The 20,251-nt window shown below is 73.5% G+C and carries 16 protein-coding genes; 9 read left to right on the top strand and 7 right to left on the bottom strand.

Annotation, left to right across the window (positions count from 1 at the left end; translation table 11 throughout):
- Positions 1–12 precede the first annotated feature (12 nt).
- The 3 genes from RIU97_RS24875 to RIU97_RS24885 all read right to left on the bottom strand — a co-directional run bounded on the left by RIU97_RS24875 (position 13) and on the right by RIU97_RS24885 (position 4,210).
- Positions 13–1,752: an LCP family protein gene (locus tag RIU97_RS24875; RefSeq protein WP_404959786.1), complete on the bottom strand. Its 1,740-nt coding sequence runs from the start codon at positions 1,750–1,752 to the stop codon at positions 13–15.
- A gap of 222 nt (positions 1,753–1,974) precedes the next feature.
- Positions 1,975–3,273 carry an LCP family protein gene (locus RIU97_RS24880; RefSeq protein WP_404959788.1) on the bottom strand — a complete coding sequence of 433 codons (1,299 nt, stop codon included), beginning with the start codon at positions 3,271–3,273 and terminating at the stop codon, positions 1,975–1,977.
- 184 nt (positions 3,274–3,457) lie between these two features.
- Entirely contained in the window at positions 3,458–4,210 is a 753-nt protein-coding gene (locus RIU97_RS24885; RefSeq protein WP_404959790.1) for a TIGR03089 family protein, read from the bottom strand.
- A gap of 139 nt (positions 4,211–4,349) precedes the next feature.
- Between RIU97_RS24885 and RIU97_RS24890 the strand changes: the two genes are divergently transcribed.
- Together RIU97_RS24890 and RIU97_RS24895 are read left to right on the top strand one after the other, a co-directional pair.
- Entirely contained in the window at positions 4,350–5,756 is a 1,407-nt protein-coding gene (locus RIU97_RS24890) for a peptidoglycan recognition protein (protein WP_404959791.1), read from the top strand.
- A gap of 202 nt (positions 5,757–5,958) precedes the next feature.
- Positions 5,959–6,957 (top strand): DNA-3-methyladenine glycosylase family protein, encoded by a 999-nt coding sequence (locus RIU97_RS24895; protein WP_404959792.1) that lies wholly within the window; start codon positions 5,959–5,961, stop codon positions 6,955–6,957.
- Between the two features lie 25 nt (positions 6,958–6,982).
- On the opposite strand, the gene RIU97_RS24900 is transcribed toward RIU97_RS24895, so the two are convergent.
- The 3 genes from RIU97_RS24900 to RIU97_RS24910 form a co-directional block, all read right to left on the bottom strand.
- Entirely contained in the window at positions 6,983–8,239 is a 1,257-nt protein-coding gene (locus RIU97_RS24900) for a coenzyme F420-0:L-glutamate ligase (RefSeq protein WP_404962927.1), read from the bottom strand.
- A gap of 53 nt (positions 8,240–8,292) precedes the next feature.
- Positions 8,293–9,252 carry a 2-phospho-L-lactate transferase gene (gene cofD, locus RIU97_RS24905; protein WP_404959793.1) on the bottom strand — a complete coding sequence of 320 codons (960 nt, stop codon included), beginning with the start codon at positions 9,250–9,252 and terminating at the stop codon, positions 8,293–8,295.
- A gap of 109 nt (positions 9,253–9,361) precedes the next feature.
- The gene (locus tag RIU97_RS24910) at positions 9,362–9,931 is read right to left on the bottom strand and encodes a cysteine dioxygenase (protein ID WP_404959794.1); all 570 of its coding nucleotides are present in this window, start codon (positions 9,929–9,931) and stop codon (positions 9,362–9,364) included.
- 631 nt (positions 9,932–10,562) lie between these two features.
- On the opposite strand from RIU97_RS24910, the gene RIU97_RS24915 reads away from it, so the two are divergent.
- From RIU97_RS24915 to RIU97_RS24925, 3 genes are all read left to right on the top strand, one after another.
- Positions 10,563–10,826, top strand: coding sequence for a WhiB family transcriptional regulator (locus RIU97_RS24915; protein WP_003983763.1), 264 nt, complete (start codon positions 10,563–10,565; stop codon positions 10,824–10,826).
- Positions 10,827–11,070: 244 nt separating this feature from the next.
- Positions 11,071–14,688 (top strand): glycosyltransferase, encoded by a 3,618-nt coding sequence (locus RIU97_RS24920; protein WP_404959795.1) that lies wholly within the window; start codon positions 11,071–11,073, stop codon positions 14,686–14,688.
- Positions 14,685–16,169, top strand: a complete 1,485-nt coding sequence (locus RIU97_RS24925) for a DUF5719 family protein (RefSeq protein ID WP_404959796.1) — start codon at positions 14,685–14,687, stop codon at positions 16,167–16,169. Before RIU97_RS24920 ends, RIU97_RS24925 begins: the two co-directional genes overlap by 4 nt.
- 55 nt (positions 16,170–16,224) lie before the next feature.
- Here the strand turns inward: RIU97_RS24925 and RIU97_RS24930 are convergent, their stop codons facing one another.
- The gene (locus RIU97_RS24930) at positions 16,225–16,701 is read right to left on the bottom strand and encodes a metallopeptidase family protein (RefSeq protein WP_361756220.1); all 477 of its coding nucleotides are present in this window, start codon (positions 16,699–16,701) and stop codon (positions 16,225–16,227) included.
- A 93-nt stretch (positions 16,702–16,794) separates the two neighbouring features.
- Between RIU97_RS24930 and RIU97_RS24935 the strand changes: the two genes are divergently transcribed.
- From RIU97_RS24935 to RIU97_RS24950, 4 genes are all read left to right on the top strand, one after another.
- Positions 16,795–17,169, top strand: coding sequence for a DUF3499 domain-containing protein (locus RIU97_RS24935; RefSeq protein WP_404959797.1), 375 nt, complete (start codon positions 16,795–16,797; stop codon positions 17,167–17,169).
- A gap of 77 nt (positions 17,170–17,246) precedes the next feature.
- A complete protein-coding gene (locus RIU97_RS24940; protein WP_404959799.1) occupies positions 17,247–18,617 on the top strand; it encodes a phosphomannomutase/phosphoglucomutase in 1,371 nt (456 codons plus the stop codon).
- 219 nt (positions 18,618–18,836) lie between these two features.
- Positions 18,837–19,022, top strand: coding sequence for a Trm112 family protein (locus tag RIU97_RS24945; protein WP_319733427.1), 186 nt, complete (start codon positions 18,837–18,839; stop codon positions 19,020–19,022).
- A gap of 82 nt (positions 19,023–19,104) precedes the next feature.
- On the top strand, positions 19,105–20,238 hold the full coding sequence (locus RIU97_RS24950) for an SIS domain-containing protein (RefSeq protein WP_404959800.1): 1,134 nt from the start codon (positions 19,105–19,107) through the stop codon (positions 20,236–20,238).
- Positions 20,239–20,251: the final 13 nt, after the last annotated feature.

A 20,251-nucleotide genomic window follows, 5' to 3' on the forward strand; every position in this document is an offset into this window, starting at 1 on the left:
GGCTGCGTCCCGCTATTTGGCGCAGACCGCCTTGTCGGCCTGGGCCTGCTGGACGTCGTCGGACAGCTCCGGCACGGCAGGGGCCGCCGACAGCGGGGCTCCCGGCTCGGTGAAGTCCGGACCCAGCGTCAGCTTCATCGGGGCCTTCGCCGCCGCGTCCGCCGTCCCCATCTTCAGCGCGGTGACGGGCAGTCCCAGGGCGTCCGCCAGCGCCCGAGCCTGGTCGGCCTGGTTGGGCGCGTACTCCAGCTGCGTGGCACCGGCCTTCGCCGGGGCGTTGCCCTGGTTGCTCGCCTTGGACATGCCCTTGGTGTTCTGGAGCCAGTTCAGCGTCGTGGAGGCGGCGCCCTTCGGCCCGCCGCCGTTGTAGACGCTCACCCGTACGTCGCCCGCGGGCGCCCGGTTGCCCTGGAGCAGCGCGTCCTGCTTGGCCTTCGCGTCGGCGTCGGCCGCCTCCTTCGCGGCCTGCTCCTTCTTCTCGACCTCCGTGAGCGAGACGTCCCCCCGGATCATCTGCAGCAGCGGGTCGGCCAGGGACTTCTCGACGACGACGGTCGCCTTGTTGCCCTCCGGTTCGGCCGGATTGTCCTTCACGGGCAGGGTGGTGAAGGTGACGTTCTTCGTGTCGATGTTCTTCAACTCACCTGCCAGGTCGGTGAGTTTGGCGATGGATCCGATCCCCGAGTCCACGGCCAGCGACTTGGTGGCCGCCTCCGCGAGGGACAGGAACTTCTTGGGGCTGGTCAGCGTCTCCTTGGACTTCATCTCACGCATCATCGAACCCAGGAACTGCTGCTGGATCCTGATCCGGTCGAGGTCGCTGTTGTTGCCGAAGCCGTGCCGGGTGCGGACGAAGGCGAGGGCCTGCTCGCCCTCCAGCCGGTGTTCGCCGGGGCCCAGCTTGAGGTGGGAGCCCTCCTCGTCGTTCACGGCCTTGGCCAGGCACACCGGCACTCCGCCGACCGCCGTGCTCAGCGTCTTGACGGCGTTGAAGTCGGCCATCATGAAGTGGTCGACCTCGATCCCGGTGAGTTCCTTGACCGTGCGCATGGTGCAGCCCGCGTCGCGGCCCTCCTGGCCCAGGCTGGTGTTGAAGCGGGTGCTCTTGGTGGGCGCGATCGTCTTCGTCGAACCGTCCGGCTGCTTCGTCGGGCAGGCCGGGATGTTGGTGATCAGGTCGCGGGGGATGGACAGCGCGGTCGCGTTCGTCCGGTCCTTCGAGACGTGGAACAGGATCGTGGTGTCGGCGTGGCCGACGCTGTCCTTGTCCCCGTAGTCCTCGTTGCCCGCGCCGGTGCGCTTGTCGGTGCCGATGACCAGGATGTTGATGGCCTGGTCCTTCTTGAAGCCGCCGGTGCCCGCGCCCGCGACGTCGGTGACGCTGAGGTTGCCGTTCAGGTGGTCGTAGTAGAGGTACGCCGCCGCGGCGCCGCCGACCAGCAGGAACGCCAGCGTCCCGCTGGTGATCAGCAGCGCCTTCTTACGGCGTCCGCCGCCACCGCCGCCCTTGCGGGAGCGGCCGCCGCGGCGCCCGCCGGGCGGGCCGTCGCCGCGGCGCGGCTTCGGTACACCGGGGGAGGGGGCGGTGGGGGCGGCAGGGGCCGACGCCGATCTGCGCGGTGCGGCGACCTTGGGCCGCTGCTGCGCAGCGGAGTCGCCCAGTTGCAGTTCGTAGCTGCCGGTGCGGGGATTGAGCACCCACTGGTCGGCGGGGTCGATCTCGTCCGCCCGTCCACGGCTTTGCGCATCCACGGTTGCTCGAATCCTCCGTCGGTGCCTCGCGACGCGCCTCCCCCAGGCGCCCGGTCAACGATCCGGCTGCTGGTGCCCTGTCTCTGGTCCGGCCGGGCACCGGATCGCTCACCCTATCCGCCCTGTTCGGCCGCAAACCATGCTGGTGACAAATTCCACTCCCCTTATAACGGGGCGAACCGCCCATCCCACTCGGTTCGGTCACCGGCTTTTGGGATTGCTTTACCGGCAGTCGGCGTTCTCCGCCGTGGTGCCGGTAAAGGTGGGGACGGGACCGGGGGGTGTCGCGGTTCCCCCGGGGGGCGTGGCCGTTGTCACCCCGGGGGTCGTGGCCGGTTCGGTGCCGTCCGCGGGTGTGTCCGCCGGCGCATCCGTGGGCGCGTTCGTGGGCGCGTTTGTGGGGGTGGAAGCGGGCGGGAGCGAGGGGCTGGGGGTGGGAGTGGTCACGGGCTCCGGCGGGGCGACCGTCACCGGCTGGTCGCTCCGCAGCTGCTCGAACAGCCGCGCCGCGTCGGGCTCCGCCAGCTCGTCCCGGTTCGGGTCGGCGGAGTAGGGCCGGCGGGGCACGGTCAGGAACTGCACCTGGCCGGTCGGTATGTCCCGTATGCCCCGCACGAGTTCGTACAGGTCGCGCAGCGAGGCCAGCCCGGGGTCCGTGGTCACCGAGGAGGTCGCCGCGTCCAGCAGCGGATACAGCCGCCCCGGATTGAGCAGAACCCCGTTGCTCTTCACCTTCTTGACGAGCGAGCCGAGGAACTGCTGCTGGCGCTCCATCCGTTCGGTGTCGCTCCCGTTGCCCAGGCTGTACCGGGCGCGGACGAAGCCGAGCGCCTGCTCGCCCTGGAGGGTCTGCCGTCCGGCGGCCAGCTTCAGCTTGGCCTCGGAGTCGTCCACCGGCTCCTTGAGGCAGATCTCCACCCCGCCGATGGCGTCGACCATCTTCTTGAACCCCCCGAAGTCGATCACCATGTGGTGGTCGATCCGAATGCCGGTGAGCTTCTCGACGGTACGGATCGTGCAGGCGGCCCCGCCCCACTGGAACGCCCAGTTGAACTGCGCGAACCGATCGCCGGTGCGGCTCCCGTCCGCCTTCAGGCAGGGCGGGATCTCCGTCATCAGGTCCCGCGGTATCGACACCGCGGTCGCGCTCCTGCGGTCCTGCGGCAGGTGCAGCAGGATCGTGGTGTCCGAGCGCTGGGTGCCCTCGTCCTGCCCGTACGGGGCGTTGTCCTTGCCGGAGCGCGAGTCCGAGCCGATCAGCAGGATGTTCTGGGAGCCGGTGGCGAGGTGCGCCGGGCGGTCGCGCTCGTAGCGGCCCAGCTCGGCCGCCACCGAGGTGTCCTCGGTGATGTTCCCGTCGAGCTTGTTGTAGAGCCACCAGCCGGTGGCCGCCCCCGCCAGGACCAGGAAGGCCAGCCCGAGGCCGATCCAGCGCAGCAGCCGGCGCCTGCGGTTCCGCGGGGGCCGTCCGGCGCCCCCGGCCGCATCGGTGGCGCCCGGTATGCCTGCGCTGCCCGTCACTGGCGTCCGTCCCCTCGCCGCTACGACCTCAGGCCCGGCCGTACGGGTGAGTGCGGCCACTGCCGATCCTGCCCCCGGGCCGCCGGGGCAGCCTGGGGGCGGGGTCGTGTCTAGAGCCATTCGGGTGACAAATCGCCCGTTGTCGCAGTTGAGCAGTGTGGGTGACGGGCGCCGGCGCCGGAGCCTAGACGGTGTGGGTGACGCGCTCGCTCTCGACCCGCTGGGCCAGCGCCTCCGCGGACAGCCGGTCCAGGTTCCGGCACAGCACCACGGACCCGCCCGAGGCCAGCGCGGCGTAGAGCCCGGCCGAGAGCCCGTCCCAGGTGTCGTAGCCGAGCCCGGTCAGCACCCGCGCGTCCGCGCCCAGGCCGAGCTTCGCCGCGTCCTCGCGGGCACGGCTGGTGAGCTCCGCGTACGAGAGCTCCTCCCCGCCGACGACCAGCCCGGGGCCCTCGGCGTCCACCGGCACGAAGGGGGCGAAGCGGTCGCCCTGGCCCGGCACCTCCACCGCGTAGTCCGCGTACCCGGCCGGCGGCGCCTGCGGGAAGCGCCCGCCCAGCGGCCGCAGCGCGAGCGCCACCCGCTCGCCGCCGCACGCCAGACCCTGCTCCAGCGTGTCCGGCCCGCTGACGACGAGGTCCGCACCGGCCGGATCGCCCCCGATCTCGGCCACGACCCCGACCGAGGCACAGGCGAGCAGCCAGACGGCGCTCTGCCAGTGCGCCGGGAGCAGCAGCGCGAGCCGGTCACCGGGCTCGGCGCCCAGGTCGCCCTGGAGCAGATTGGCGGTCTTGGCCACCCAATTGGCGAAGGTCGCGACGGACAATTCGACGCGCTCGCCGGTGGCGTCGTCGTAGAAGGTGACGAGCGGGCGGCCCGGATCGGCGGCGAGCGCGGATCGCAGCAGGTCGGCAGGGGTGCGGTCAGTGGCGTTCACCCGGCACAGGGTACGCGGGCACGTCCCCCGTACGGGGCCGTCGGCTCCACCGTACGGGGGAGGGGTACACGGCCCGTCACCGGACGCACCGTCAGTTCTCGGATGGCGCCGGGCCGTGCGGGTGTTCACCATCCTTTTCATGCGTGGATTCCTTGCTTCCTCGATCGGCGTCGCGACGGCCGCCGCACTCGCCCTGCCCCTCGCGCTCCCTACTCCGGCCCTGGCCGCTCCTGGTACGGGCGCGGTCGCTCCCGTGACCCCAGGCGGGTCCACCCAGTCGCTGCCGCTCGTCCCCCTGGGACCCGCGGCGAACCGCATCCCCGGTGTCCCCGGCATGAGCGCCTCGCCCCGCGGAGCCGAGACGCAGGGCCTGGCCGCCCGCGAGGTCAAGACGTTCTCGCTGGTCGGCGTCGTCTGGGACGACGCCGCTACCGAGCTCCACGGCCGGGTCCAGGTCCGCACCCGCTCCGCCCGGACCGCCACCTGGTCCGACTGGCAGGACGTCGAGATCCACAACAGCGAGCACGCGGCCGACCCCGGCGCGGCGGAACGCACGTCCGGCCGCGTCCGCGGCGCCACCGCCCCGCTGTGGGTCGGCGAGTCCGACGGCGTCGAGGTCCGCGTCCAGGCGGAACCCGGCGACGCACCGGCCACCCGCCCGGGATTCCGGCTGCCCTCGGGCATGCGGATCGAACTCGTCGACCCCGGCGCGGACGTGCCCGTCAGGGCCGCGGACGGCAAGAACGGCGGCCCGGTCGGCGACGACAAGGGCGAGGTGGTCGCCCCCGGCCTGACGATGGAGATGGCCGAGTCCTCCGCCGCGAACCTGCCGCACGCCGCGCTCGGCGCCGACGAGATCACCGAGCTGAACAAGGCCGACTCCACCGCCGACGCCGTCTTCGCGAGTGACGGCGAACTGACCGCGGCGGCCGCCCCGTTCATCGGCCCGCGCCCGCGGATCGTCACCCGCAAGGGGTGGGGCGCCAACGAGTCCCTGCGCGAGAAGGCCTTCGTCTACACGAGCACGGTGAAGGCGGCCTTCGTCCACCACAGCGCCTCCGGCAACAACTACGCCTGCAAGGACGCCCCGGCGGTGCTGCGCAGCCTGTACCGCTACCACGTGATCAGCAGCGGCTGGCGCGACCTCGGCTACAACTTCGCCGTCGACAAGTGCGGCACGGTCTACGAGGGCCGCGCGGGCGGCGTCTCCAAGGCGGTGCTCGGCGCCCACACCATGGGCTTCAACACGAACAGCATGGGCGTCGTGGTGCTCGGCACCTACACCTCAGCGGCGCCCCCGGCGGTGGCGGTCGACTCGGTCGCCCGCCTCACGGCCTGGAAGCTCGGCCTCTTCGGCCGCGACCCGCGCGCGAAGACGACCCTGACGTCGGGCGGCGGCAACCGCTACCCCAAGGGCAGGAACGTTTCGATGAACATCATCTCGGGCCACCGCGACGGCTTCGCGACGGAATGCCCGGGCAAGAGGCTGTACGGCAAACTCCCGACGACGCGCACGAACTCGGCGAAACTCCAAGGCCGCCCTTAGCCTCCGGCGGCCCGCAGGTTCGATACGCGCGGCCCCGTCCCCGGTCCTCGGCCCCGGGGGGCTCCGCCACCAGACGCCCGCGCCTCAAACGCCGGCGGGGCTGGAATACAGCCCCGCCGGCGTTTGAGGCGCGGGCGCGGAGCGCCGTAGGGGGTTCGGGGCGGAGCCCCGGGAGGTCGGGTGGCGGGGCTAGGCTCGACGCATGGCCGGCCGATTCGATCCGCTCACCCGTACCGCCGTGCGCGGCGGACGCACCGACGTACCCCCGGGCCGGGGAACCACCGCCACCGCCGGCGCCGGCGTCAAGGAACGACTGTGGACCCCCGAAGGTCCCCTCGACCTCGGCCTCACCCTCGGCCCCCTCAGACGCGGCCCCGCCGACCCCACCTTCCGCACCACCCCCGACGGCTCGGTCTGGCGCACCGCCCGCACCCCGCAGGGCCCGGCCACCCTCCGCGCGGCCCGCGCGGGCGAGCAGGTGCACGCCGAGGCCTGGGGCCCCGGCGCCGACTGGTTCCTCGAACAGCTCCCCGTGCTCCTCGGCGCCGCCGACGACCCGGCCGTCTTCGTCCCCCGCCACCGCCTCGTGCACGCCAGCCACCGCCGACGCCCCGGCCTGCGCCTCACCCGTACCGGCATGGTCCTGGAGTCCCTGGTCCCCACGATCCTGGAGCAGAAGGTCACCGCCGACGAGGCCTACCGCTCCTGGCGCCGCCTCGTCCGGCAGTACGGCGAGCCCGCGCCCGGGCCGCAGGACCTGTACGTCGTGCCCGACGCCCGCACCTGGGCCATGATCCCGTCCTGGGACTGGCACAGGGCCGGGGTCGACGCGAAGCGCTCCGCCACCATCGTCCGGGCCGCCCGCGTGGCGAACCGCCTGGAGGAGGCCGTCGCCCTGGGCCCGGCCGAGGCCGCGCGACGGCTGGAGGCCGTCCCCGGCATCGGCCCGTGGACCTCCGCCGAAACCCTCCAGCGCAGCAACGGCGACCCCGACGCCGTCACCACCGGCGACCTGCACCTCCCCGGCATCATCGGCTACGCCCTCGTCGGCGACCGCGACACCGACGACGCCGCCATGCTGGAGCTCCTCGCCCCGTACGCCGGGCAGCGCCACCGCGCCGCCCGGCTCATCCTCCTCGCGGGCCACACCCCGCCCCGCCGCACGCCCCGCATGCCGCGCGGCGACATCGGCCGGCTCTGACCTCGCGGCCCTCTGACCCGGAGGCCTACCGCACCCGGATGAAGTCCTCCGCCGACCGGACCGCCCGCCCGGCCGGCGCCGCGGCCGGGTGACCCACCGCCACCGCCCCCATCGGGTCCCAGTCCTGCGGCAGCCCCAGCACCTCCCGCACCACGTCCCGGCAGAACATCGTCGAGGACACCCACGCCGACCCCAGCCGCTCCCCGGCCAGCGCGACCAGCAGGTTCTGTACGCCCGCGCCCATGGCGACCACGAACATCTCCCGCTCGGCCGCGTCCCGCCGCGCGTGCCCGTAGTGGTGCGCGCCGTCCGTCACCAGGCACGGCACGACCAGGTAGGGGGCGTTCCGCAGCACGTCCCCGCGCCGCACCCGCTTGGCCACGGACTCCTCGGACTTGCCGTCCGCCCGCAGGTCCGCGATCCACGCGTCCCGCATCGCGTCGAGCAGCTCCGTCCGCGAGGCCTCGGACTCCAGCAGCACGAACCGCCACGGCGTCGTGTGGTGCGGGGCCGGGGCCGTCACGGCCGCCGCCACCGCCCGCCGTACCGCGCCGGGGTCCACCGGCTCCGCCGTGAAGGCCCGTACGGTACGGCGCTGCGTGACGGCTTCCCGTACCGCCTCCGAGGTGCCCAGCCGGAACATGTCGTCGGCGGGGGTGCGTACGAGGTCCCGCGCCGTGGAGCCCTCGCCGAGTACGTGGTCCAGGCCGCGCACGACGGCCACGGGCAGCCCGGCCGCCTTGCCCTTGACCAGGTCGCCGGCGGCGGCCAGTTCGTCCGCGGTCGCCACCACCGTCGCGCTGAGCGGATTGCCGTGCGTGTCCGTGCCCCCGCGCAGGTCGTCCAGGACCCGTACTCCGGCCGAGCCGATGGCCACGTCGGTGAGCCCGGTGCGCCACGGCCGCCCGAAGGTGTCGGTGACGACCACGCCCACGTCCACGGAGAGGATGTCGCGCACCCCGGCGCGGATCGCGGCGGCCGAGGCGTCGGGGTCCTCGGGCAGCAGCAGCACCGTGCCGGGGGTGGTGTTGGAGGCGTCCACCCCGGCGGCGGCCATCACCAGGCCCTGCCGGTTCTCGACGATGCGCAGGGGGCCCCGGCGCGCGACCACCCGTACGGTCTCGGCGTCTATGGCCTCCTCGCGCGAGTCCGCCTCCACGATCCGGCCCTCCGCCTTGGAGACGATCTTCGAGGTGACGAGCAGGACGTCCCCGTCGCGCAGATCGGGGGCGGCCGTCGTGATCAGCTTCGCGAGGTCGTCGCCGGGCCCGACCTCCGGCATCCCGCCGACGGCCCGCACCTCGTACGAGGGAGCGTGCCCTGTGGTCGGCTCCGTCACCGGGAGGCCTCCGCCAGTTCCAGCGCGGCCCGCGCCATCTCGGCGGTGGCCTCCAGGTCGGTCATCAACAGCGGCACCGCGCGGCAGGTGATCCCGGCGGCCTCCACCTCGGCGACGGCGTCCGCGTCGGCGGTGTCCACCAGCCAGCCGTCGAGCAGCCCGGTCCCGTAGTGCAGGGCCACGGCCGAGGCCGTGGCCTCGACGCCGACCGCGGCCAGCACCTTGTCGGCCATCCCGCGCACGGGCGCGCCCCCGACGATGGGGGAGAGGCCGATCACGGGCGCCCCGGCGGCGGCCACCGCTTCCCGGATGCCGGGCACGGAGAGGATCGTCCCGACCGAGACCACGGGGTTCGACGGCGGGAAGAGGATCACGTCGGCGGCGGCGATGGCCTCCAGCACGCCCGGGGCGGGCTTGGCCTGTTCGGCGCCCACGGGTACGACGGCCTCCGCGTCCACCGCGGCGCGCAGCCGGACCCAGTACTCCTGGAAGTGGATGACGCGGCGCTCCCCGGTGCCCGCCTCGGTGATCGCGACGTGGGTCTCGACCCGGTCGTCGGACATGGGCAGCAGCCGCACCCCGGGCTGCCAGCGGTCGCAGAGGGCCTCGGTGACCGCGCTCAGCGGGTAGCCCGCGCCGAGCATCTGCGTACGGACGATGTGGGTGGCGAAGTCGCGGTCGCCGAGGCCGAACCAGGTGGGTCCGACCCCGTACGCCGCGAGTTCCTCCTTGACGGTGAAGGACTCGTCGGTGCGGCCCCAGCCCTGGTCCTCGTTGATGCCACCGCCGAGGGTGTACATCACCGTGTCGAGGTCGGGGCACACCTTGAGCCCGAACAGGTGGATGTCGTCACCGGTGTTGCCGATGACCGTGATGTCCGCGTCGGGCACCGCCGACTTGAGTCCGCGAAGGAACCGGGCGCCGCCTATACCGCCGGCCAGAACAACAATGCGCATGCGGACAGTCTGTCAGCCGGAGGCGGTCGCTGAGGGGCGGTGGTCGGTGGGGGCACCTCCCAGCGGTGGCTGGGGGAGGGCGGGACCGTCAGCGGGGCCGCCGGGCGGGTCAGGCGGGGACGGACTCGGATTCGGCCGGGGAGCAGCTGTGCATGGGCATCTCGGTCAGGCCGGGGAAGTACACGTGCAGGCTGACCGCGCCGTCGAGGGTGTCGTTGACGACCTCGTGCGCGAAGCCGGGGGCGAGGACGCGCTGGGATCCGGGGCGGTGGGTGAGCCGACCGCGTGACGTGTGCTCGGTGAGCTCGCCATCGAGGACGGTCAGGACACCGGAGGAGGCGCCGTGGTCGTGCGGGCCGCTGCCCTGGCCGGGGACCCAGCTGAGCAGCCAGACCTCGTAGCCGGGGCCGGTGCGCAGCCGGTGGTACCAGCGGGTGGTGGCGTCGTACTGGACGAGGTGCTCCCAGGAGGCGCGGTCCTCGGCGATGGAGCGGGCGAGGCCGACGAACTCGGCGACGGTGGCCGGGTGTTCCCGGGCGGGCTGGAGGAGGTGCTGGACGGCGAGGATGTCGCCGGCGATCTGCAGGTCGCTCTCGACCGGCGCGGCGGCCGCGACGGGCGCGGGAGCGGCGGAGGAGGCGGGGGCTGCGGTGGGGGTGGCGCTGTGCGTGCTGTTCATCGTGGGGGTTACCTCGACGGATGTCAGTCGTGCGGGCGGTTGCTGTGGGGGCGGGCCGGAGCTCACGGGAGCCGGGGCTCCGGGGGCATCAACAGCTGCAACAGCAACAGCGAACCTGGGCAGCGCACAGGAACCCACGAATGGGGGTCCGGGTGGCGGCTGCGGGCGCTGACATGCGAACAAGGAGAACGGGTGGAGGGTCGGACTGTCAACCCAATGTCCGGTTTGGGCTAAAAGTTTCACCTCATCCGGTTGCTGTGCCCGGAGAAAGGTTTGTGCACTCCGCGTCAGGGGATGTGGCGCTGTGCCAGGGCTCAAACCAGAACCCGCCACCTCGTAACCGGAATGTGATCTGCGCCGCTTCTCCGACCGGATCGCAACCCCGCCCATGGGTGGCACGTGGATAACGGGTGAAGGGGGCAGTCTCGCGACGCCTGATGCATGTGTCACGATTTTTGGCGATATGAACACTTTCTGCATACGCTTGGTTCCGCAGAGTGAATAAGAGGCCCAATAGCAGATCCCGGCTTGACTGCTCCGGAGCCACGCACTTGTAATTTCACTCGTGTCGTTACGTAGCGATCAGTAACGGCATCACCACGGGGACGCACAGACAGAGCGAGGGGCGCACATGACCGAGCTGTTTCAGGAACTGCTGGTCGAGGAGGCGGACGAGGAGCTCGGATGGCAGGAGCGCGCTCTGTGCGCCCAGACCGACCCCGAGTCCTTCTTCCCCGAGAAGGGCGGCTCGACCCGCGAGGCCAAGAAGGTCTGCCTCGCCTGCGAAGTCCGCTCCGAATGCCTTGAGTACGCCCTCGCCAACGACGAGCGATTCGGCATCTGGGGCGGTCTGTCCGAGCGCGAGCGCCGCCGCCTGAAAAAGGCAGCGGTCTGAAACGGCCGAGGCGCCACCGGCCCGGCACCCACCGCACAACGCACGACATATCGAACGAACGAAAGACACCACGCACAGCACGCCGAACGGTCCGCCTCCTGCACCTTCCCCGCAGGAGGCGGACCGTTGTGTTGCCAGCCGTTAGGGTGGGGCGCTGTCCAGCAGCCTCCGAGGGCACACCACCCCCGGACCCTCCCCCCGGCCCCGTCCGGAGGGACCCCCAGGCCGGAGGGCCAGTAGCGCGATGTCCCTGCACAGCCAGTCGGCGGCCTCCCACCAGGCCCCCGCCACACCCGAGTTCCCCCGGCACGTCGTCACCGCGGTCCTCGTCGCCCATGACGGCGCCCGCTGGCTGCCCCGGACACTCGCCGGCCTCCTCGGCCAGGAACGCCCCGCGCAGAACCACATCGCCGCCGACACCGGCAGCGCCGACGAATCCGCGCGGCTGCTCACCGAGGCCCTCGGCGACGACCGGGTCCTGCACCTCGCCCGCCGCACCGGATTCGGCACGGCCGTGGACGAATCCGCCCGGAGCGCGGGCACCCTGACCCCCGAGGACCTCCCGTACCTCAAGCGCCCCAGCGGTTGGGACCCCGTCAGCCGCACTTGGCGCGACGACACGTACGACCTCCCCGAACTCCCCCACGGCGAACCCGTCCAGTGGCTCTGGCTCCTGCACGACGACAGCGCCCCCGAACCCGACGCCCTCACCGAACTGCTCCGCGTCGCCGAGGAGAACCCCGACGCCGCCGTCATCGGCCCCAAACTGCGCGGCTGGTACGACAAGAAGCAGCTCCTCGAAGCCGGCGTCACCATCGCCCGCAGCGGGCGCCGCTGGACCGGACTCGACCGACGCGAACAGGACCAGGGCCAGCACGACCAGGTCCGCCCCGTCCTGTCCGTCTCCACCGCCGGCATGCTGGTCCGCCGCGACGTCTACGACGACCTCGGCGGCTTCGACCGGCGCCTGCCCCTGATGCGCGACGACGTCGACCTGTGCTGGCGCGCCCAGAGCGCCGGCCACACCGTCCTCGTCGCCCCCGACGCCGTACTGCGCCACGCCGAGGCCTCCGCCCGCGAACGCCGCACCGTCGACTGCGCCGCCCGCACCACGGCAAGCCCGCACCGCGTCGACAAGGCCGGCGCCGTCTACACCATCCTCGCCAACAGCTCCGGCCGCGCCCTGCCCTACGTGCTGCTGCGCGTCCTCCTCGGCACCGTCCTGCGCACCCTCGCCTACCTCATCGGCAAGGCACCCGGCCAGGCCGTCGACGAGATCACCGGCCTCCTCGCCACCCTGCTGCGCCCCGGCCGGCTCCTCGCCGCCCGCAAGGCCCGCCGCCGCCCCGCCGTCCCCGCCGCCGACCTGCGCCCGCTCTTCCCCCCGCCGGGAGCCTCCCTGCGGGCCAACGCGGAACAGCTCGCCGGCTACTTCGGCGGCGACCGCGACACCGACGTCGCCCCCGCCGGCCGGCACGGCGGAGGCAGCATCCTCACCGCCCCCGGCGAAGACGGCGACTACGCGGTGGCCGAGGAACGCTTCGCCCGCCTCCGGCGGATCGCCCGCAACCCCGCGCCGGTCCTCTTCGGCCTCCTCCTGCTCGTCTCCCTCGCCGCCTGCCGCGGCCTGATCGGCGGCGGTTCCCTCATGGGCGGCGCCCTGCTGCCCGCCCCCGACAGCGGCTTCGACCTCTGGCGCGCCTACACCGACGGCTGGCAGCCCGTCGGCACCGGCTCCACCGCCTCCGCGCCCCCCTACCTGGCCGTCCTCGGCGCCCTCGCCACCCTCCTGTTCGGCTCCACCCAGGCCGCCCTGACCCTGCTGCTCGTCGGATCCGTCCCGCTCGCCGGCCTCACCGCCTACTTCGCCTCCCGGCCGCTCGTCGAGTCCCGGCTGCTGCGCGCCTGGGCCGCCGTCGCCTACGCCTTCCTCCCCGCCGTCACCGGAGCCCTCGCCGGCGGCCGCCTCGGCACCGCCGTCCTCGCCGTCGTACTGCCGCTCATCGCCCGCTCCGCCGTCGCCGCCTTCGCCCTCGGCGGGGGCGGGGGAACCGCCGACAAGCGGGGCAGCTGGCGCGCGGTGTGGACGTACACGCTCCTGCTGACCCTGACCACCGCCTTCACCCCCGTGGTCTGGCCGCTCGCCGCCGTCCTCGGCACCGCCGCGCTCGTCCTGCGCCGCGCACACTGGAAGGCGTACGGCCCCCGGCTGCTCGCCACCCTCGCCGTCCCGCTGCTCGTGCTCGCCCCCTGGTCGATCGGCCTGCTCACGCACCCCGGCCGCCTCCTCCAGGAAGCCGGACTGCCCTACGGAGCCGGCTCCGCGCGCGCCCTGGACCTGCTCGCCATCCGCCCCGGCGGCCCCGGAACCGGCGCCGGCCTGCTGCTCGTCGGCATCGTCCTCGCCGCCCTGGCCGCCCTGCTGCGCACCGACCGGCAGTTCGCCGTCCGCACCGCCTGGGCCGCCGCCCTCGCCGCGCTGCTCCTCGCCGTCCTCGCCAACCGGACCGCCTGGGCCGGCCCCGCCACCCTCGTCTACGGACTCGCCCTCCTCGCGGCCGCCGCGCTCGGCGCCGACGGAGCCAAGGAGCGGGTCGCCGCCCGCAGCTTCGGCTGGCGCCAGCCGCTGGCCGCACTCATCGCCCTCGCCGCCGCCGCGGGCCCGCTGGTCGCCGCGGCCACCTGGATGATCGCCGGCGCCGACGGCGCGCTGGAGCGCCGCGACCCGGTACAGGTCCCGGCCTTCGTCGCCGACGCGGGCGGCGACGACAACCAGACCCGCACCCTGATCCTCGATCTGGACGAGCCCGCCACCGTCTCCTACAGCCTCGTCCGCGGCTCCGGCGGCCGCCTCGGCGACGCCGAGATCACCGCCCGGACCGGCGGCGACCCCCGCCTCGACAAGGTCGTCTCCAACCTGGTCGCGGGCTCGGGCGCCGACCAGTCCAGCCAGCTCAGCGCCTACGCCATCCGCTTCGTCATGTTCCGCCCCGGCGGGCCCGAAGAGATCCGCCGCGTCCTCGACGCCACCCCGGGCCTGAGCCGGCGTCACCAGCAGGACGGCACCGCCCTGTGGGGCGTCGAGCCCTGGCTGCCCCGCGCCGTCATCGTCTCCGGCAAGCAGGGCGAGGCGCCGATCCCGGTCGCCGCCGGACCCGTCGAGGCCCACGGCAAGATCCCCGACGGCGAGGCGGGACGCGTGCTGCGCATCGCCGACCGGGCCGACGCCGGCTGGCAGGCCACCCTCGACGGCAAGCCCCTCAAGGCGAAGACCCTCGACGGCTGGGCGCAGGGCTTCGAACTGCCCGCCGCCGGCGGCCGCCTCGACCTCGTCCACGAGGACTCCCTGCCGCAGACCGCCTGGTACTGGGCGCAGGGCCTCCTCGCCCTGGTCCTCCTGGTGATGGCCCTGCCGGGCCGCCGCGCCCAGCTCGACGACGACCTGCCCGAGGAAGAGGCCGCGTTCCCGTCCCAGCCCGGCCCCGGCGAGGCCGGCGAGGGCCGCCGCGCCCGCCGGCTGCGCGCCGAGGCCGAGCCCGCCCCCGTACCGGTGGAGACGGCCGCGGTCGCCGATCCGTACGCGCAGATCCCGGCGCAGCCGGTGTACGGGGAGGAGACGTACGCCTACCAGGCCTACGGCGACCAGGGCGGCTACGCGTACGAGCCGCAGCCCCAGCAGCCGCTCCCGTACGAGCAGTACCCGGCGGCGTACGACCAGCAGGGACAGCAGGGGCAGCAGGCCTACGAGGCGCCGTACCCGCAGCAGTACCCGTACGAGCAGTACGACCAGTACGACCCCCACGCACCGCACGATCCCCACGCACCGCACGACCCGCGTCCTGACGGGAGCCCCCAGCAGTGAAGCAGCGCGCACCCCTGACGCTGGCCGCCGTGACCGCGGCGCTGGCCGCCCTCACCGGACTCGCCGCCCTCACCGCCCCCGCCGCCGACAGCAGTACGGCCGACGGCAAAGCGGCGGCCGCGGCCCGGATGCCGGTGGAGCGGTCCCTGCTGGTGTGCCCGGGGCCCAGCTCCTCGGACATCGCGGAGACCACGTACACGGCCTTCACCCCCGGCGCCCCCGCCGGAGAGGGCAAGGGCTCGGCCCGGCTGCTCGGCGCCACCAAGGACGCCAAGCCGGTGCTGGAGCCCAAGGAACCGGGCAAGCCCGTCGGGGCCACCGCCAGCGGAGCCGACGCGCCCGCCCTCACGGGCAGCGCCGACGGGGTCCTCGCCCCCGGCTGGACGGCGCAGCTGACCACCAAGGTCTCGGTCGGCCGGGCCCGCGGCGTGCTCGGCGTCGGCTGCACCGCGCCCGGAACCGACTTCTGGTTCCCCGCGGTGAGCACGGCCAAGGGCCGCGAGGACTACGTCCACCTCACCAACCCCGACGACGCCGCCGCCATCGTCGACATCAAGCTCTTCGGTCCGGACGGACTGGCCAAGCCCGAGGGCGGCGCCGGCGAGAGCATCCGGGTCGACCCCAAGTCCACCAAGACGGTCCTGCTCTCCTCCCTCGTCCCGGGCATCCAGCTCGCCGACGCCACCGCCCACGTGACGACCCGTGCGGGCCGGGTGGGCGCCTCGGTGCAGGTCGCCGAGGAGGGCGTGGGCGCCGACTGGCTGCCGGCCTCCACCGACCCGGCGGGCTCGCTGGTGCTGCCGGGCATCCCGGCGGACGCCGCCTCCGTACGGCTCGTCGCCTTCGTGCCCGGCGAGGAGGACGCGGACCTGAAGGTGCGCCTAGCCGCGCCGGGCGGTGCGATCAGCCCGGCGGGCAGCGAACAGCTGCACGTCAAGGCCGGCATGACGGCCGTCGTGGACCTCAAGGACGTGACCCGCGGCGAGGCCGGTTCGCTGCTGCTGGGCCCGGCCGACGCCAAGAAGGCCGCCCCGGTCGTCGCGGCGGTACGGGTGGTCCGCGGCAGCGGCGCCAAGCAGGAGCTCGGCTTCGTCCCGGCCGCCGGGCCGGTCGGCACCCGGGCGACCGTGGCCGACAACCGGCCCGACGAGAACGCGACCGTGCTGTCGCTGACCGCCCCGGGCGCGGACGCGAAGGTCAAGGTGACGGCCTCGCCGGGCACCGGCGGCGGCGAGCCGGCCTCCCAGGAGGTCACGGTCAAGGCCGGCACCACGCAGACGCTGGCCCTGGCCCCGGCCGGCGGCAAGGGCTCCTACGCGCTCACCGTCGAGACCCTCTCGGGCGGCCCGGTCCACGCGGCGCGCACCCTGTCCCTCCCGGACGAGGGCATCGCGATGTTCACCGTCCAGCCCCTGTCGGACGACCACTCCACGGTCGCCGTCCCGCGGGCCGCCCAGGACCTCTCGGTCCTGACCAGGTAACCCGGCTCCGCCGGGCGAAGAGGCGGGGGACCTCCCGGTCCCCCGCCCCCTCCGGTCAGTCCTGCCCGTAGCGCGGGTCCACGGTCTCGGGCGACAGCCCGAGCAGCTCCGCCACCTGCTCCACCACGATCTCGTGGACCAGCATCGCCTTCTCGTCCCGCGTCTTCGTACGGATCTCCACGGGCCGCCGGAAGACCACGACCCGGGCCGGCCGCCCCTCGCGGGACTCCGACACCGCGCCCAGCGGCACCGCCTCGTCGTTCCAGCCGCCGTCCGCACCGCCGGGCGGGCCCGGGACGTCACCGACCAGGAACTCCACCTCGGCCAGCTGCGGCCAGCGCCGCTCCAGCCGCTCCACGGAATCCCGTACGAGGTCCCCGAACAGCTCCGACCGGCTCGCCGACAGCGGCACCTGAGGAGGGGCCACCGGCCCGCGCATCCCGCGTCCGTGCCGGTCCCGCCGGCGCGGACGCGGCTCGGTGGGGGCCGCTGCAGGGGGCTCGCCGGGGCAGGGAGGCAGAGGGGTGTCCATCACCCCCGCAGGGTAGCTCCGAGCACGACACGGGGGAGTGAGCGGCGGTGGAGTCGTCGCGGCCCGGTCAAGAGTGCGGTACCGTCCAACGTCGTGAGCCTTGTACGTCGCTGTTCGCGCACCGCGTGCGGCCGCCCTGCCGTCGCGACACTGACGTACGTCTACGCCGATTCGACCGCAGTTCTCGGCCCGCTCGCCACCTACGCCGAACCCCATTGCTACGACCTGTGTGCCGAGCACTCGGAGCGCCTGACCGCCCCGCGCGGCTGGGACGTCGTCCGCCTGTCCGACGGCTCCGGGCCGTCCCGCCCCAGCGGCGACGACCTCGAAGCCCTCGCCAACGCGGTCCGCGAAGCCGCCCGCCCGCCCGGCCGCGCGGCCGAGGCCGGCCGCTCCGGCCAGGGCGGCCCGGTCACCGGCGAGACCCGCCGCGGACACCTGCGCGTCCTGAGATCGCCCGATTCCTGACGCTCCGATCGTCTGAAACGGAGCTCCTGGTTCAAGGTAGGTTTGCTGAACCGCACAGAACCTCAGGAGGGCAGGCAGTGGCCGCAGATCTTTCGAACATCGTCAAGGCGTATGACGTGCGTGGTGTCGTGCCGGACGAGTGGGACGAGTCGTTGGCGGAGCTGTTCGGTGCCGCGTTCGTGGAGGTGACGGGGGCTTCGGCGATCGTGATCGGTCATGACATGCGGCCGTCGTCGCCGGGTCTGTCGGCGGCGTTCGCGCGGGGTGCGGCCGTGCGGGGTGTGGATGTGACGCTGATCGGTCTGTGTTCGACGGATCAGCTGTATTACGCGTCGGGTTCGCTGGATCTGCCGGGTGCGATGTTCACGGCTTCGCACAATCCGGCGAAGTACAACGGGATCAAGCTGTGCCGGGCGGGTGCGGCTCCGGTGGGCCAGGACACGGGTCTGTCGCAGATCCGTGAGCTGGTGGAGAAGTGGTCCGACGAAGGCGCCCCGGCGGTGGCGGCCGGCACGGTTGCGGGCACGGTCACGGAGCAGGACAGCCTTCCCGGTTACTCGGCGCATCTGCGGGGGCTGGTGGACCTGGCGTCGGTCCGTCCGCTGAAGGTGGTCGTGGACGCGGGCAACGGCATGGGCGGTCACACGGTTCCGACGGTGTTCGAGGGTCTGCCGCTGGATCTGGTGCCGATGTACTTCGAGCTGGACGGCACGTTCCCCAACCACGAGGCCAACCCGCTGGATCCGAAGAACATCGTGGATCTGCAGGCGCGGGTGCTGGCGGAGGGTGCGGATCTGGGTATCGCGTTCGATGGTGATGCGGACCGTTGCTTCATCGTGGACGAGCGGGGTGAGGGTGTGTCCCCGTCGGCGATCACCGCGTTGGTGGCGGCGCGTGAGCTGGCCCGCAACGGGGGGACGGGCACGGTGATCCACAATCTGATCACCTCCTGGTCGGTGCCGGAGGTGGTCCGTGAGAACGGCGGCACCCCGGTCCGTACCCGTGTCGGTCATTCCTTCATCAAGGAGGAGATGGCGAAGACGGGTGCGATCTTCGGTGGTGAGCACTCGGCGCACTACTACTTCAAGGATTTCTGGAACGCGGACACGGGCATGCTGGCTGCGTTGCACGTGCTGGCGGCGCTGGGTGGTCAGGACGGTCCGCTGTCGGCTCTGGTGGCTTCGTATGACCGGTATGCGGGTTCGGGTGAGATCAATTCGACGGTCGCGGACCAGGGGGCCCGTCTGGCGGCGGTGAGGGCCGCGTATGCGGGTTGTGACGGGGTGGCGGTGGACGAGCTCGACGGTCTGACGGTGACGGGCGAGGACTGGTGGTTCAACGTCCGCGCCTCCAACACCGAGCCCCTGCTGCGCCTGAACGTGGAGGCCCGCGACGCGGCGACCCTCTCGAAGGTCCGTGACGAGGTCCTGGCCCTCATCCGCGCCTGATGCTCATCGGCCGGGGGCGGGACCTCTTCCGCCCCCGGCCGCATCCAGCCCCGCCGGCGTTCGAGGCGCGGGGGCTCGGGGGCAGCGCCCCCGCAACGGCGCCGCACTGAACCACGGGCGTCCCCACAGGGACACTCCAGCCCGCACCGGAGGTGACTCGGCGGTACGCTGACCTCGCCCCACCCCAGAACCATCCGCATGCCCGAAGGGAACCGCCCCATGCCGCTCGAAGCCGGCCTCCTGCAGATCCTCGCCTGCCCCGCCTGCCACGCGCCCCTCGAGGACAAGTCGGCCGACGAGACGGCCCCCGAGCTGATCTGCACCGGCCAGGACTGCGGCCTCGCGTACCCGGTCCGTGACGGCATCCCGGTGCTCCTGGTCGACGAGGCCCGCCGCCCCGCCTGACCCCTGCCGCGCCGCGTAGGCACACGCAGACGCTGAGACCGATTCCGCAACCCTGGATCCGTCAACACCGCCGGAGGCCGCCATGCTCGACGAGTCGCTCCTCGACGCACCGGACGATCTCGCCCGCGTCGACCGCCGGGGCCTGCTCCGCGGCGCGGCCGAGGCCGGAGCGAGAGTCCGTACCGCAGCCCGGCACGCGAACGAGGCGGGCCTCGCCGACCTGCGCCCCGACGGCCGCCCGCGCGCCGTCCTGATCGCCGGGCCCGGCACCGCCGCCACCGGCGTCGCCGACCTGCTGGCGGCCCTCGCCGGCGCGTCCGCGCCCGTGATCCGGCTGGACCCCACCGGCGTCGCGCACGCCGCCGGCGCACTGCGCTGGGCCCTGCCCGGCTGGGCCGGCTCGGTCGACCTGCTGCTCATCGCCACCACCGACGGCACCGAGCCCGGCCTGGCCGTCCTCGCCGAGCAGGCGTACCGGCGCGGCTGCACCGTCGTCGCCGTCGCCCCCGAGCGCTCACCGCTGAGCGAGGCCGTGGACGGCGCGCACGGGCTCCTCGTACCGATGGCCAAGGCCCCGTACCAGGAGTACGACGAATCCGCCGCCGCGGGCCCGGGCGCCCTGTGGGCGCTGCTCACGCCCCTGCTGCTGCTCCTCGACAAGGTCGGCCTGATCACCGCGGCCCCCGACACCCTGCAGCTCGTCGCCGACCGGCTCGACCGCACGGCCGAACGCTGCGGGCCCGCCATCGCCACCTACTCCAACCCGGCCAAGACCCTCGCCGCCGAGCTCGCCGACTCCCTCCCGCTCATCTGGAGCGAGGGCACCGGCGCCGCCCCCGCCGGCCGCCGCTTCGCCGCCACCCTCGCCGAGCTCGCCGGCCGCCCCGCACTGTCCGCCGTGCTCCCCGAGGCGCTGCCCGCCCACGGCATCCTGCTCGCCGGAGCCTTCGCCGCCGGCGCCGACCCCGAAGACTTCTTCCGTGACCGGGTCGAAGAGCCCCAGGCCCTTCGGGCCCGCATCGTCCTGCTGCGTGACCGGCCGGCCGGCGGCCTCACCGCCGCCCCCGCCGCACGCGAGCTCGCCCTCAGCCACGACACGGCCATCAGCGAACTCGAACCGGAGGAGGGCGTCGAGCTGGAGCAGCTCGCCGAACTCCTCGCCGTCACGGATTTCGCCACCGCCTACCTGGCGTTGGCTTCCGGGGGACACAGCTGAGGTACACGCACAC

This window comes from Streptomyces sp. 147326 (assembly GCF_045000215.1).
Classification (GTDB): domain Bacteria; phylum Actinomycetota; class Actinomycetes; order Streptomycetales; family Streptomycetaceae; genus Streptomyces.

Coding starts and splice junctions, on each gene's coding strand:
- RIU97_RS24890 (WP_404959791.1), top strand. CDS start 4,350: ATGCGTGGATTCCTTGCTTCCTCGATCGGCGTCGCGACGGCCGCCGCA.
- RIU97_RS24895 (WP_404959792.1), top strand. CDS start 5,959: ATGGCCGGCCGATTCGATCCGCTCACCCGTACCGCCGTGCGCGGCGGA.
- RIU97_RS24900 (WP_404962927.1), bottom strand. CDS start 8,239: ATGCCGGAGGTCGGGCCCGGCGACGACCTCGCGAAGCTGATCACGACG.
- cofD (WP_404959793.1), bottom strand. CDS start 9,252: ATGCGCATTGTTGTTCTGGCCGGCGGTATAGGCGGCGCCCGGTTCCTT.
- RIU97_RS24910 (WP_404959794.1), bottom strand. CDS start 9,931: ATGAACAGCACGCACAGCGCCACCCCCACCGCAGCCCCCGCCTCCTCC.
- RIU97_RS24915 (WP_003983763.1), top strand. CDS start 10,563: ATGACCGAGCTGTTTCAGGAACTGCTGGTCGAGGAGGCGGACGAGGAG.
- RIU97_RS24920 (WP_404959795.1), top strand. CDS start 11,071: ATGTCCCTGCACAGCCAGTCGGCGGCCTCCCACCAGGCCCCCGCCACA.
- RIU97_RS24930 (WP_361756220.1), bottom strand. CDS start 16,701: ATGGACACCCCTCTGCCTCCCTGCCCCGGCGAGCCCCCTGCAGCGGCC.
- RIU97_RS24945 (WP_319733427.1), top strand. CDS start 18,837: ATGCCGCTCGAAGCCGGCCTCCTGCAGATCCTCGCCTGCCCCGCCTGC.
- RIU97_RS24950 (WP_404959800.1), top strand. CDS start 19,105: ATGCTCGACGAGTCGCTCCTCGACGCACCGGACGATCTCGCCCGCGTC.